This window comes from Pseudomonas sp. IB20 (assembly GCF_009707325.1).
Lineage (GTDB): Bacteria > Pseudomonadota > Gammaproteobacteria > Pseudomonadales > Pseudomonadaceae > Aquipseudomonas.
Genome location: NZ_CP046103.1, coordinates 1,342,538 through 1,354,709 on the forward strand (window position 1 = coordinate 1,342,538; position 12,172 = coordinate 1,354,709).

At 59.5% G+C, this 12,172-nt stretch carries 12 protein-coding genes and 1 pseudogene; 5 read left to right on the forward strand and 8 right to left on the reverse strand.

What is annotated here, in order from left to right:
• Positions 1-30 precede the first annotated feature (30 nt).
• From GJU48_RS06140 to rpoS, 3 genes are all read left to right on the forward strand, one after another.
• A complete protein-coding gene (locus GJU48_RS06140; protein WP_169850588.1) occupies positions 31-666 on the forward strand; it encodes a protein-L-isoaspartate(D-aspartate) O-methyltransferase in 636 nt (211 codons plus the stop codon).
• 209 nt (positions 667-875) lie between these two features.
• The gene (locus GJU48_RS06145) at positions 876-1,712 is read left to right on the forward strand and encodes a peptidoglycan DD-metalloendopeptidase family protein (RefSeq protein ID WP_094950034.1); all 837 of its coding nucleotides are present in this window, start codon (positions 876-878) and stop codon (positions 1,710-1,712) included.
• Between the two features lie 106 nt (positions 1,713-1,818).
• Positions 1,819-2,826, forward strand: coding sequence for an RNA polymerase sigma factor RpoS (gene rpoS / locus GJU48_RS06150; protein ID WP_094950033.1), 1,008 nt, complete (start codon positions 1,819-1,821; stop codon positions 2,824-2,826).
• Positions 2,827-3,050: 224 nt separating this feature from the next.
• Here rpoS and GJU48_RS06155 read toward each other — a convergent pair whose 3' ends face one another.
• Complete coding sequence (locus tag GJU48_RS06155) at positions 3,051-3,260, reverse strand: cold-shock protein (RefSeq protein WP_002554837.1); 210 nt, start codon at positions 3,258-3,260, stop codon at positions 3,051-3,053.
• A 389-nt stretch (positions 3,261-3,649) separates the two neighbouring features.
• Here GJU48_RS06155 and dcd point away from each other — a divergent pair, with 389 nt between their 5' ends.
• Together dcd and GJU48_RS06165 are read left to right on the forward strand one after the other, a co-directional pair.
• Positions 3,650-4,216 carry a dCTP deaminase gene (dcd, locus tag GJU48_RS06160; RefSeq protein WP_003189215.1) on the forward strand — a complete coding sequence of 189 codons (567 nt, stop codon included), beginning with the start codon at positions 3,650-3,652 and terminating at the stop codon, positions 4,214-4,216.
• A gap of 107 nt (positions 4,217-4,323) precedes the next feature.
• Positions 4,324-4,524 (forward strand): hypothetical protein, encoded by a 201-nt coding sequence (locus GJU48_RS06165; RefSeq protein WP_094950032.1) that lies wholly within the window; start codon positions 4,324-4,326, stop codon positions 4,522-4,524.
• 30 nt (positions 4,525-4,554) lie between these two features.
• Here GJU48_RS06165 and pdeM read toward each other — a convergent pair.
• The 7 genes and pseudogenes from pdeM to GJU48_RS06200 all read right to left on the reverse strand — a co-directional run bounded on the left by pdeM (position 4,555) and on the right by GJU48_RS06200 (position 11,922).
• Positions 4,555-5,204 (reverse strand): annotated as a pseudogene (gene pdeM, locus GJU48_RS06170) (ligase-associated DNA damage response endonuclease PdeM).
• Positions 5,204-7,684, reverse strand: a complete 2,481-nt coding sequence (locus GJU48_RS06175; protein WP_094950031.1) for a ligase-associated DNA damage response DEXH box helicase — start codon at positions 7,682-7,684, stop codon at positions 5,204-5,206. Before GJU48_RS06175 ends, pdeM begins: the two are co-directional and overlap by 1 nt.
• 57 nt (positions 7,685-7,741) lie before the next feature.
• On the reverse strand, positions 7,742-8,506 hold the full coding sequence (locus GJU48_RS06180; protein WP_094950030.1) for an ABC transporter ATP-binding protein: 765 nt from the start codon (positions 8,504-8,506) through the stop codon (positions 7,742-7,744).
• A 13-nt stretch (positions 8,507-8,519) separates the two neighbouring features.
• Positions 8,520-9,638 carry a succinylglutamate desuccinylase/aspartoacylase family protein gene (locus tag GJU48_RS06185; RefSeq protein ID WP_094950029.1) on the reverse strand — a complete coding sequence of 373 codons (1,119 nt, stop codon included), beginning with the start codon at positions 9,636-9,638 and terminating at the stop codon, positions 8,520-8,522.
• A gap of 9 nt (positions 9,639-9,647) precedes the next feature.
• A complete protein-coding gene (locus GJU48_RS06190; protein ID WP_094950028.1) occupies positions 9,648-10,358 on the reverse strand; it encodes an ABC transporter permease in 711 nt (236 codons plus the stop codon).
• Positions 10,355-11,083, reverse strand: a complete 729-nt coding sequence (locus GJU48_RS06195) for an ABC transporter permease (RefSeq protein ID WP_094950027.1) — start codon at positions 11,081-11,083, stop codon at positions 10,355-10,357. Before GJU48_RS06195 ends, GJU48_RS06190 begins: the two co-directional genes overlap by 4 nt.
• Before the next feature lie 59 nt (positions 11,084-11,142).
• The gene (locus GJU48_RS06200; RefSeq protein ID WP_094950026.1) at positions 11,143-11,922 is read right to left on the reverse strand and encodes a transporter substrate-binding domain-containing protein; all 780 of its coding nucleotides are present in this window, start codon (positions 11,920-11,922) and stop codon (positions 11,143-11,145) included.
• Between the last annotated feature and the right edge of the window lie 250 nt (positions 11,923-12,172).

Sequence of the window (12,172 nt, forward strand, 5' to 3'; positions counted from 1 at the left end):
CAAGACGACCTGTTGCGCCGTGGCATCGGGATGACCTCCCAGCGTACTCGCGAGCGTTTGATCCAACGTCTGTACGAAGAGGGGCTGTCAAACGCTCAGGTGCTGGAAGTGATCCGGCGTACACCACGCCACCTGTTTGTCGATGAAGCGCTGGCGCACCGCGCCTATGAAGACACCGCATTGCCCATCGGCCACAACCAGACCATCTCGCAGCCTTATATGGTTGCGCGCATGAGTGAGCTGTTGCTGGCGGCGGGGCCGTTGGACAAGGTGCTGGAAATCGGCACCGGTTCGGGTTACCAGACCGCCGTGCTGTCACAACTGGTGGAGCGTGTGTTCTCGGTGGAGCGCATCAAGGTCCTGCAGGACCGTGCCAAGGAGCGCCTGGTGGAACTGAACCTGCGCAACGTGGTGTTCCGCTGGGGCGATGGTTGGGAAGGTTGGCCGGCGCTGGCGCCGTATAACGGCATCATTGTCACGGCTGTTGCCACCGATGTGCCGCAGGCGTTGCTCGATCAGTTGGCGCCTGGTGGCCGATTGGTGATCCCCGTGGGCTCCGGCGAAGTGCAACAATTGATGCTCATTATCCGCGAGGACGAAGGCTTTTCCCGGCACGTGCTGGGGGCTGTGCGCTTCGTGCCGTTGCTCAACGGCCCGCTGGCTTGATCATTTATTCGCTAGCAGTGAATTCTGTGAGTGGGGATGTGTCTTACGGCGGGGCTTGTAGAGTCAACATGATTGGAAGCCGGGTTTAAACATGATGAATTTTTCGTTTCAGTCGTGTGCCGGTAAAAATTCAATGCCCAGTTATACTTGCGTCATATTTCAAGCCTGATACAGGCGTTCATGTTCAGCCACCACAAAGGGAGCGGCGGGTGAGTCTCACAGGTCTTGCGCAGCGTATGAGTAAAACAAGCTTTCAGCGACTGGTGCTTGGCCTTGTCTTGAGTTCCTTATTGGCTGCTTGTTCGAGCACGCCTTCCGGGGGGGCGCGGGTAGTTGACCGTAATAATGCAGTGCCGCAAAAACCGACGGTCACCACCGGGCAGTATGTAGTGCGAAAGGGGGACACGATGTTCTCGATCGCCTTCCGTTACGGCTGGGATTACAAGGCACTCGCAGCGCGTAACAACATTCCTGTGCCCTATACGATACATCCGGGGCAGACCATTCGTTTCGATGGGCGCAGCGGTTCGGCGCCTACGGCAGTTGTGACAAAGTCCGGATCTTCGCCCTCGTCTTCGAGCAGAACCACCATCATCACCCGGCCTGCAGGCACCGCCGCGTCTACGGCTGCGAGCAAGCCGGCAGCCGCGCCGTTGCCGCCTGCAGGGCCTGCACCGACCGGTTGGGGATGGCCTTCCAACGGGGTATTAATTGGAAAATTCTCTTCAAACGGTAGTTTGAATAAAGGCATTGATATCGCCGGGGATTTGGGACGGCCTGTTTTAGCTGCGTCTGATGGGACAGTGGTGTACGCCGGGAGTGGTTTGCGGGGCTACGGCGAACTGGTCATCATCAAACACAGCGATACCTACGTCAGTGCTTACGGCCACAACCGTAGGCTGTTGGTTCGGGAGGGGCAGCAGGTCAAAGTCGGACAGACAATTGCCGAAATGGGATCAACTGGCACAGACCGGGTGAAACTGCACTTTGAGATTCGCCGTCAAGGGAAGCCTGTAGATCCGCTGCAATTCCTACCCCGTCGTTGATAGGTTGCACAGCCTGTTCCCTCACGTAGAAGGAACAGGCTCCAGCGTTGCCAAGGATAAAGGCGTCGCTTGAGCTTGAGGTCGAACTCACCAAAGGACTATAACAATGGCTCTCAGTAAAGAAGCGCCGGAGTTTGACATCGACGATGAGGTTCTCCTTATGGAGACCGGCATCGCTACGGATTCGATGTCAAATGATGAAGGGCCTGCAACGCCTTCAGTTCGCACCAAATCCAAGAACTCCACTGCGTTAAAGCAGCACAAGTACATTGACTACACGCGGGCGCTCGACGCAACGCAGCTGTATCTCAATGAAATCGGCTTTTCCCCTCTGCTCACTCCCGAAGAAGAAGTCCATTTTGCGCGCTTGTCGCAAAAAGGCGATCCGGCTGGGCGCAAGCGCATGATTGAAAGCAACCTGCGGCTGGTGGTGAAAATCGCCCGACGCTACGTCAATCGTGGGCTGTCCCTGTTGGACCTGATCGAGGAAGGTAACCTGGGCTTGATCCGGGCGGTGGAGAAGTTCGACCCTGAGCGAGGCTTCCGCTTTTCAACCTATGCCACCTGGTGGATCCGCCAGACCATCGAACGGGCGATCATGAATCAAACCCGCACGATCCGGTTGCCGATCCACGTGGTCAAGGAGCTTAACGTCTACCTGCGGGCGGCGCGTGAGCTGACACAAAAACTCGATCATGAACCCTCGCCTGAAGAAATCGCCAACCTGTTGGAGAAACCGGTAGGCGAGGTTAAACGCATGCTCGGCCTGAACGAGCGCGTGTCTTCAGTCGATGTCTCGCTGGGTCCGGATTCGGATAAAACCCTGCTGGACACCCTGACGGATGATCGTCCGACGGATCCTTGCGAGCTGTTGCAGGACGATGATCTTTCCCAAAGCATTGACCAGTGGCTGTCAGAGCTTACGGACAAGCAGCGTGAAGTGGTGATTCGCCGCTTCGGTCTGCGTGGCCATGAGAGCAGCACCTTGGAGGACGTAGGCCTGGAGATCGGCCTGACCCGTGAGCGTGTGCGGCAGATCCAGGTAGAGGGCCTCAAGCGCTTGCGTGAGATCCTCGAGAAGAACGGCTTGTCGAGTGAGTCGTTGTTCCAGTAACGATTAATAAGGCCGTTACGACAAAACGCCCGGTGCATGGGAATGCACCGGGCGTTGCGTGGCTGTGACGCTCTGCGTCACGCTTTGGGGCGTAGAGCGTCCTTGGCTGAGTTCCCACGCAGAGCGTAGGAGCGATCGCCTATTCCCTTGGCGTAGCGCTAAATCCCAGGCATAAAAAAACCCCGCTTTTAAGGGCGGGGTTTTTTCGACTAAGTCAGTACAAGTTAGATAACTTGAACTTCTTCAGCTTGCATGCCTTTCTGACCGCGGGTAGCGATGAAAGAAACCTGTTGGCCTTCTTTCAGGCTTTTGAAGCCGTCGGATTGGATAGCTTTGAAGTGAACGAACAGGTCGTCACCGGATTGTGGAGTGATGAAGCCGAAGCCTTTTTCATCGTTGAACCACTTAACGGTACCAGTTTGGCGATTAGACATGGTGTATCTCCTTGGACAAAGTTAACTGCGACTCAGGAAAAGCCCTGGCCGAGACTGAGTGCAAAGAGCAGGAAAAATTCTTGGAGATGGTTGGATCGAAATTCAACATATCGTGTAGAGATTCTCAGTGACACAAGCAGCACAGTGGCGCCACCTTAACCCTTTTTCCGGAACGTGCCAATGGTATTTCCCAAGGTTTCTCTAAATTCGTGACTGGCGGTGGTATTTACAGTCCCTGATGGCTGCTATGTGAGCCCCGGCCCCACTGGCTACGGCCTATAGCAGGCAGTGCATTCGTCAAGAAAACCCCGGCGCCCTTTGAACCCCAACGCCGGCCCCGGTAAGATGCCCAACAGAATTTTTCCACCTCGCTATTCAGGACACCCGCCATGAGCATCAAATCGGACAAGTGGATTCGCCGCATGGCGCAAGAGCACGGCATGATCGAACCGTTCGTTGAACGCCAGATTCGTGGCGAAGGCGATGAGCGCGTGATTTCCTACGGCGTTTCCAGCTACGGCTACGACGTGCGTTGCGCCGATGAATTCAAGGTGTTCACCAACATAAATTCGGCGATCGTCGATCCTAAAAACTTTGACGAAAAGAGCTTCGTCGACGTTAAGAGCGACGTGTGCATTATTCCGCCAAACTCCTTCGCCCTGGCGCGCACCGTGGAGTTCTTCCGCATTCCCCGCGATGTGCTGACCATCTGCCTGGGTAAAAGCACCTACGCGCGCTGCGGCATCATCGTCAACGTGACGCCGCTTGAGCCGGAGTGGGAAGGCCACGTGACCCTGGAGTTCTCCAACACCACCACGTTGCCGGCGAAGATCTACGCCAACGAAGGCGTGGCACAGATGCTGTTCCTGCAGTCCGACGAGGCCTGTGAAGTGTCCTATAAAGACCGCGCCGGCAAGTACCAGGGCCAGCGCGGCGTCACACTCCCACGCGCTTGATCGAAAGGTCTTACACGTAAAGGGAATTAGTCTGCGGGAAGTGACTCTATTGGGTGTACTGCCTCGGTGCGTGCAAAACGCACCGAGCCACGCTTGAGGAGTACTTTATGAAGATCGACCCGCGAATCAGCGCCGAACTCGCCCGGCTTGAACCCAACCAGATTGGTGTTCTGGCCTGGTCCCTGATGGCTGATCCGGCCTTTGCAGGTGGCATTCCCGGCCAGCCTGACGAAGATTGGCCCCAACAGCCCACCGAGCCCGGTGAGCCAACCCTTCCGGATGAGCCGCCACCCGCGCCTGTCGCCTGATCAGTCAGGGCAAGAGACATGGCCGGCTTTTCAGCGCACCGGCCATACTTGCTCGTCGCCGATCACAAAGATCCGCCGATCGTCGCTCTGCTCCACTGAATACCCCCCGGTAAACGCGCCAAATGCCGGCAACAGGCTGATCCGCGACCCAGCTGAAAGCACGGCAGGCGCAAACTCTGGCGGCCCTTGCCGCGCAAGCGAAACACCGGGTGCACATGCCCCGCCAGCACGTGGTGGCTGGCATGGGCATCCGGTTCGTGCTGCAGGGCAAACGGCCCCATCAGCAGCGGCTCGGGGAGCACCTCAATCCTCAAGTCGGCAGGCGGGTCGCCTGCGCGTTTATCGTGATTGCCGCGAATCAACGTCATGGCTACCTTGGGATTGCGCTCACGCCAGCCCCTCAAGGCGCTCAGGGTGCCGCTGGCGTGCGATCCCGGGCCATGCAGGAAGTCGCCGAGAAAAATCACCTGCGCGCACGGTAAGGCCGATAACAGCCGGTCCAGGCGCAGCAGGTTTTCAGTGGTGGTGCCTTGTGGCACCGGTTGCCCCAGGCTGCGATAGGCAGACGCTTTGCCAAAGTGCGCGTCGGCAATCAGCAGGCACTGGCGAGCGGGCCAGAACATAGCCTTATCCGCCAGCAGCCAAAGCTCTTCTCCCTCAAGCGTCACTGAACAATGCATCAGCGTTTCCCGTTATCCGCGACTTTTTCCAGGTCCTTGACCATCCGCGCAATGCGCTCCGAGAGTTTTTCCGAACTCATGCTCTCGCGCATCCGCTCGACCAGCAGCGGGAAGGCCAGCGGTGTAGGCCGTTCGATCACATGCAGGTCCAATTGCAGCACCGCCAGATGGTGCAATGTCTGTTCCAGCCGACGAATGTCCAACTCATCACGCAGGACTTCTTCCCCGGCTTGGGTCAGCAACAGGTTCTGCGGGTCATATTGTTTGAACACTTCGAAGAACAAACCGCTGGAAGCCTGCACCTGCCGCGTGCTTTTCGGCGCGCCGGGGTAGCCGGCGAACACCAACCCGGCGATGCGGGCGATTTCGCGAAAGCGGCGCAGGGCCAGTTCTCCGGCGTTCAGGCTGGCCGCGACGTCGGTCAGCAAATTTTGCGGGCTCAGCAACGCCGCGTTCAGCAACAGTGGCCAATCCACCGGCGTGGCGCTCAACAGTTCCAGCCCGTAATCATTCACGGCAATTGAAAAGGTCACCGGCTGCTGTTGGCTGACCCGCCACGCCAGCAGGCTCGCCAACCCCAGATGCACCTGGCGCCCGGCGAACGGGTAAAGAAACAGGTGCCAGCCCTCCCGCGACTTGAGGGCTTCGGCCAGCAGATGCGCACGCGTCGGCAAGCCGGACCAGCGCAGCTGGGTTTGCAGCAAGGGTTGCACCGCCCGCATCTCCGGGCCATCGAAGTGCCCGTGTGCCGCCGCGTCAAAGCGCTCGACTACGGCCTGGGCCAGCTCGTTGGAAAGCGGCATGCGCCCGCCATTCCAGCGCGGCACAGCGGCTTTCTTCGCGGTGCTGCGGCGCACATAAGCGGTCATGTTTTCCACGCGCACCAGCTCCAGCAAACGCCCGGCAAACAGGAAGCCATCGCCGGGTTTGAGCCGTGCGATAAAGCCTTCCTCGACGCTGCCCAAGTTCTTGCCGCCGCCGCCCTTGCTCCAGAATTTCAGCGCAATACTCGCATCACTGACGATAGTGCCCACGCTCATGCGATGGCGGCGGGCCAACCGCGCATCCGGCACGCGCCAGATGCCCTGCTCATCGGGCTCTACCCGGCGATAATCCGGGTAAGCCGTCAGCGACAGCCCGCCATGGCGCACAAACCCTAGCGCCCAGGCCCAATCCGCCTGTGTGAGGTCGCGATACGCCCAGGCGCCGCGCACTTCCGCCAGCAGCGCATCCGGCGTGAAACCGCCGCCCAGCGCCATGCTCACCAAGTGCTGTACGAGCACATCCAGCGGTTTGTAAGGCGATTCACGGGTTTCGATGCGTCGCTGCGCAATCGCATCCTGGGCGGCGGCGGCCTCCACCAACTCCAGACTGTGGGTGGGCACCAGCGTCACCCGCGACGGCCGCCCCGGCGCATGGCCGGAGCGCCCGGCGCGCTGCATCAGGCGCGCCACACCTTTCGCCGAGCCAATCTGCAAGACGCGCTCCACCGGCAGGAAGTCCACACCCAGATCCAGGCTGGAGGTGCACACCACGGCTTTTAGCTGACCGTCTTTCAGGGCCCGCTCCACCCAGTCGCGCGTCTCCCGCGAGAGTGAGCCATGATGCAAAGCAATCAACCCCGCCCAGTCCGGACGGGCTTCGAGCAACGCCTGATACCAAATCTCCGACTGCGCCCGCGTATTGGTAAACACCAGGCAACTGCTGCTGGCATCCACTTCGGCCACCACCTGCGGCAACATTTTTAAACCGATGTGCCCGGCCCAAGGAAAGCGCTCGGTGGCGGGCGGCAACAACGTATCTACTTGCAACTTTTTGGCTGTTTGCCCCTGCACATTGATCCCGCCGCCTTGTGGGACCAAAACCTCCAAGGCGTGGGATTGATTGCCCAGCGTCGCGGAAATCCCCCACACCATCAGCTCCGGATGCCAACGCCGCAGTCGCGCCAGCGCCAGCTGCAGTTGGACGCCACGTTTATTGCCGATCAGTTCATGCCATTCATCCACGATCACCATGCGCAGGTGCGCCAGGCTCGTCTCGCTGTCGGCCCGCGCCAGCATCAACGTAAGACTTTCCGGCGTGGTGACCAGCGCAGTGGGCTGGCGGCGGGTTTGGCGTGCGCGTTCGCTGCTGCTGGTGTCGCCGGTGCGCAGGCCGACGCTCCAGGGAATCTGCAAGGCCGCCAGCGGCGCTTCAAGGGCGCGTGCGGTGTCGGCGGCCAGCGCACGCATCGGCGTGATCCACAACACCGTCAGCGGCGCAGCCGGCGCTTTACGTTTACCGGTGGTGGGTGGGCGGGTGATGGCGAAGCGATTGAGGGCAGCAAACCACAGTGCATAGGTTTTACCCGCGCCAGTGCTGGCATGCAGCAAGCCTGACTGGCCCTGCTTGACCGCCGCCCACACGTCTTTCTGAAAGGCGAACGGTTTCCAGCCTTTGGCGGCAAACCAGTGTTTGGCGAAGTCGAAGGGTTTTGCCATGCGGAGTCTGACGCTCTGGAGGCTCTCTTCCAGAGACCCTCCAGGCGCCGCAAAGGTTTACTTCAAATTGCCGCTCAAGAACTGCTGCAGGCGCTCGCTCTTTGGATTGCCCAGCACATCGGCAGGCGCACCTTGCTCTTCCACCAGGCCTTTGTGCAGGAACAGCACCTGGCTCGACACCTTGCGCGCAAAGCTCATTTCGTGGGTGACCATGATCATGGTGCGGCCTTCCTCGGCCAGCCCCTGGATCACCTTCAACACCTCACCGACCAGCTCCGGGTCGAGGGCCGAGGTCGGTTCGTCGAACAGCATCACCTCCGGTTCCATGGCCAGGGCGCGGGCGATAGCCACCCGTTGCTGCTGGCCACCGGAGAGGAATGCCGGGTACTGATCGGCCACGCGTGCCGGCAAACCTACCTTGTCCAGGTAGCGACGGGCGCGGTCTTCGGCGTCTTTCTTGCTGCAACCCAGCACCCGGCGCGGGGCCATGGTGATGTTTTCCAGCACGTTCATGTGGCTCCACAGGTTGAAATGCTGGAACACCATCGCCAACCGTGTGCGCAGGCGTTGCAACTCGGCGTCGTCGGCCACGCGCATGCCGTGGCGGTCGCTGACCATACGGATCTGCTGGCCGTCGAGGGTCATTGCGCCGTCGTTGGGGGTTTCCAGGAAGTTGATGCAGCGCAAAAAGGTGCTTTTGCCCGAGCCGCTGGCGCCGATCAGGCTGATCACGTCGCCGGTCTTGGCCTTGAGCGAGACACCTTTGAGCACTTCATTGTCGCCATAGCTTTTATGCAGGCCTTCAACGGTCAATTTGTACATGGGGCGTGCATCCTCAAGGCGAAAGTAGGTAGCCGCTGCGGTAGGCTTCAGTACCGGCGACATGGCTGATGACCATCCCGGCAGTGGCCATGCGGCGCAGCGAACGGGCGTAAAGTAGGCCGGCGTTTTTACAGTGCACGGGCGTTACGCGGTCGGTAATGGGGTCGATGATTTCGGCGATCAATTGCCCGGCTTCCAAGTATTCCCCCGGCAGGGCGCTGAACACCAGCAAACCGCCGACTGGCGTGGTCACAGGTTCCACGCCTGCCAACGGGGTGGCCGGGTAGGGCAGCTCGGGCAGTGGCGCGACGTCGCCGGCAATCGCGCCGAAGTGGATCAGGTAGTCGATGATCGCCTGGCAGTCGAGGCTGGCGAGGCCGTGATTGACGTCGCCCTGGCCACGCAGTTCGACGGTCACCGAAAAGCTGCCCAGGGGAATCGGGAAGCGCTCGCCGAAGCGTTGCTGCAACTGCCACCACACCAGGGTGAAACACTCATCGAAGGACTGCCCGCCGGAATCGGTGGCGAGCAAGTTGGCTTCCGAGCCGATATAGCGCGCCAGCGGCTCCACCTGTGGCCACGCCTGGGGCGTGGTGTACAGGTGCGCCACGGCTTCGAAGTCGCAATGCAGGTCCAGCACCATGTCGGCGTCGCAGGCCAGGCGTTGCAGTACCAGGCGCTGGGATTGCAGCTGGGTGTCGGCGGTTTGCGCGGCCAAGGCCGTGGCCAAGGCGGCGCGAATCAGACGCGCGTTGTGCTGGGGATCATTGCCCAGCAAATATTCGACTTGGTCACCGACTTGCTCACTGAGGTCGACAAACAGGCGATTGAAGTTCTGCCCGCTTTCCAGCTCGTAGCGGCCCAGCGCAATGTCCATCAACACCTGTTCCAAGCCCACCGGGTTGGCAATGGGCACCAACACGATTTCGCTCAGCAGCCTTCCGGCCGCCGCCAACTCAGCCAGGCGCACCTTGAGGTGCCAGGCCACCAGCATGCCCGGCAGTTCGTCGGCATGCAGCGATGACTGGATGTAGATCTTGCCTTCAGCCTGTTCCGGGCCGAAGTGGAAACTGTGAATCTGCCGCGCCGTGCCGGGCACCGGCGCGATCAGCTCATGTACCTGATGACGCATAACGACTCCTTAGTGGCTCGGCCCGAGAAAGGCCAGCCAACGGCGCTCCGCCAGACGAAACAGCCCCACCAGGGCAAAGGTCACAGTCAGGTAGATCAGCGCAGCGATGCCGAATGATTGAAAGGTCATGTAGGTAGCCGAGTTAGCATCCCGCGCTACCTTGAGAATGTCCGGCACCGTCGCGGTAAACGCCACGGTGGTCGAGTGCAGCATCAGGATCACTTCATTGCTGTAGTACGGCAACGAGCGGCGCAGGGCCGACGGCATGATCACATAGGCGTACAGCTTCCAGCCGCTTAAGCCGTAGGCCTTGGCCGCTTCGACTTCACCGTGGGCCATGCTGCGGATCGAGCCGGCAAAAATCTCGGTGGTGTAGGCGCAGGTGTTCAGGGCGAAGGCGAGGATGGTGCAGTTCATCGCATCACGAAAGAACGTATCCAGCACCGGTTGCGCACGCACGGCCGCAATGCTGTAGATCCCGGTGTAGCAGATCAGCAGTTGGATATACAGCGGCGTACCCCGAAACAGGTAGGTGTAAAACTGCACCGGCCAGCGTATGTAGCGCTTGCGCGAAACGCGGGCGATGGACAGCGGGATCGACACCAGAAAACCAATCACCAGCGAGGCGCTGAGCAGCCACAGGGTCATCGCCAGCCCGGTGATGTTTTGGCCGTCGCTATAAAGGAAGGGGCGCCAGTATTGCTGCACAAGTACGATCATCGCACGGCCTCCCGGGACCCAGCGGAGTAGCGACGTTCAAGCCGACGCAGGACGAAGTTGGAGGCGCTGGTGATCAGCAGGTAGATAAACGCTGCGATGACCAGGAAATAGAACAGTTGATAGGTGCTCTTGCCGGCATCCTGAGCCGCCTTGACCAGGTCCGCGAGACCGATGATCGACACCAGCGCCGTGGCCTTGAGCATCACCATCCAGTTATTGCCGATGCCCGGCAGGGCAAAGCGCATCATCTGCGGGAAGGTCACGTAGCGAAACCGTTGCCCGCGCTTGAGCCCGTAGGCGGTCGCCGCTTCCAACTGGCCACGCGGCACCGCGAGGATCGCGCCGCGAAAGGTCTCGGTGAAGTAGGCACCGTAAATGAAGCCCAGGGTGATGACCCCGGCGCTGAATGGGTCGATCTCGATGTAGTCCCATTCCATAAAGTCGGTAAAACCGGTCAACCAGATTTGCAGGCTGTAGAAAATCAGCAACATCAGCACCAGGTCGGGCACGCCGCGAATCAAGGTGGTGTAGAGCTGGGCGGGGATGCGGATCAGGCTGACGCTGGACAGTTTCGCGCTGGCGCCGATCAGGCCCAGCAGGACGCTGACGGCCAGGGAGGCGACCGACAGTTTCACGGTCATCCACGTACCTTGCAGCAACAGCGGGCCGAACCCCTTCAAACTGAAGGCACTCAGCCCCAGGGTTTGCAAAAGATCTTCAAACATGAATTCAGGACCTATGGCGATAAAAAAGCGCCCACCTGAAACAGGTGGGCGCCAGGGTGTTATTTACCGCTGTACAGGTTCAGATCGCCGAAGTGTTTCTTCTGGATAGTGGCGTAGGTGCCATCATCGTGTAACGCTTTGATACCTTTATCGAGTAAGGCCTTGAGGTCTTTGTTACCTTGTTTGATACCGACCGCCGTTTTGGACGGCAGCAATGGGTCGTCGATGGCCTTGCTGACTTCGTAGTCAGCGCCTGCCGGCGACTTCAAAAAGCCCAGTTCGGCTTGCAGCATGTCCTGCACCGAAGCGTCGAGACGGCCGGACGTCAGATCGGCATACACCTGATCCTGGTTGGCGTAGGCCTTGGTGGTCACACCGGCCTTGTCCAGTACCGCCTTGGCGTAGGCTTCCTGAATAGTGCCTTGCTCGTAGCCTACCGATTTGCCCTTGAGGGACTCAGGCGTGGAGTAGTTCGCGCCTTTTTTGAACACCAGGGAAGTTGGGCCGGAGAACAGCTCGCTGGAGAAGTCGATCGCCTTTTCACGGGCTTCGGTCACTGTCATCGAGGAAATCACGCCGTCGAACTTGTTGGCGTTGAGGCCTGGAATCATGCCGTCGAAGTCACTTTCAACCCACTTGCACTTAACCTTCAGCTCGGCGCAGATCGCATTGCCCAGGTCGATATCGAAGCCCACCAGGCTGCCATCGGCGGCCTTGGATTCGAACGGCGCGTAGGAAGGATCGACACCAAAACGCAACTCCTTGTATTCCTTGGCTGTCGCAACACCAGCAGCCATGCACAGAGCCAGTGCAGAAAGGGTCAGCAATGCTTTTTTCATTATGTAATCCCTGGAAACCAAGATAAGCGCTTGTGGCGCGTTTAGGACTGTTACTGAACGGTGTCAGACGGATCACAAGTAGCAATTTCTGCACCATAGTTCCGAATTTAGTTCCGAATGAGCTTTTTAAAAGGTGGGATAAGGGAGATCTGAGTGTAGGAGATGCCCGAAAATGGGCGTTGATTTTTCAGTGCACCATTTTGGATCTGACGCAGCTCAAAATGTGGGAGCTGGCTTGCCTGCGATGGTG

Bases quoted from the DNA above. Each gene is read 5' to 3' on its own strand.
- GJU48_RS06185 (WP_094950029.1), bottom strand. From the start codon at position 9,638: ATGCGTCATCAGGTACATGAGCTGATCGCGCCGGTGCCCGGCACGGCG.
- GJU48_RS06175 (WP_094950031.1), bottom strand. From the start codon at position 7,684: ATGGCAAAACCCTTCGACTTCGCCAAACACTGGTTTGCCGCCAAAGGC.
- dcd (WP_003189215.1), top strand. From the start codon at position 3,650: ATGAGCATCAAATCGGACAAGTGGATTCGCCGCATGGCGCAAGAGCAC.
- GJU48_RS06155 (WP_002554837.1), bottom strand. From the start codon at position 3,260: ATGTCTAATCGCCAAACTGGTACCGTTAAGTGGTTCAACGATGAAAAA.
- GJU48_RS06200 (WP_094950026.1), bottom strand. From the start codon at position 11,922: ATGAAAAAAGCATTGCTGACCCTTTCTGCACTGGCTCTGTGCATGGCT.
- GJU48_RS06140 (WP_169850588.1), top strand. From the start codon at position 31: ATGACCTCCCAGCGTACTCGCGAGCGTTTGATCCAACGTCTGTACGAA.
- GJU48_RS06190 (WP_094950028.1), bottom strand. From the start codon at position 10,358: ATGATCGTACTTGTGCAGCAATACTGGCGCCCCTTCCTTTATAGCGAC.
- GJU48_RS06195 (WP_094950027.1), bottom strand. From the start codon at position 11,083: ATGTTTGAAGATCTTTTGCAAACCCTGGGGCTGAGTGCCTTCAGTTTG.
- GJU48_RS06180 (WP_094950030.1), bottom strand. From the start codon at position 8,506: ATGTACAAATTGACCGTTGAAGGCCTGCATAAAAGCTATGGCGACAAT.
- rpoS (WP_094950033.1), top strand. From the start codon at position 1,819: ATGGCTCTCAGTAAAGAAGCGCCGGAGTTTGACATCGACGATGAGGTT.
- GJU48_RS06165 (WP_094950032.1), top strand. From the start codon at position 4,324: ATGAAGATCGACCCGCGAATCAGCGCCGAACTCGCCCGGCTTGAACCC.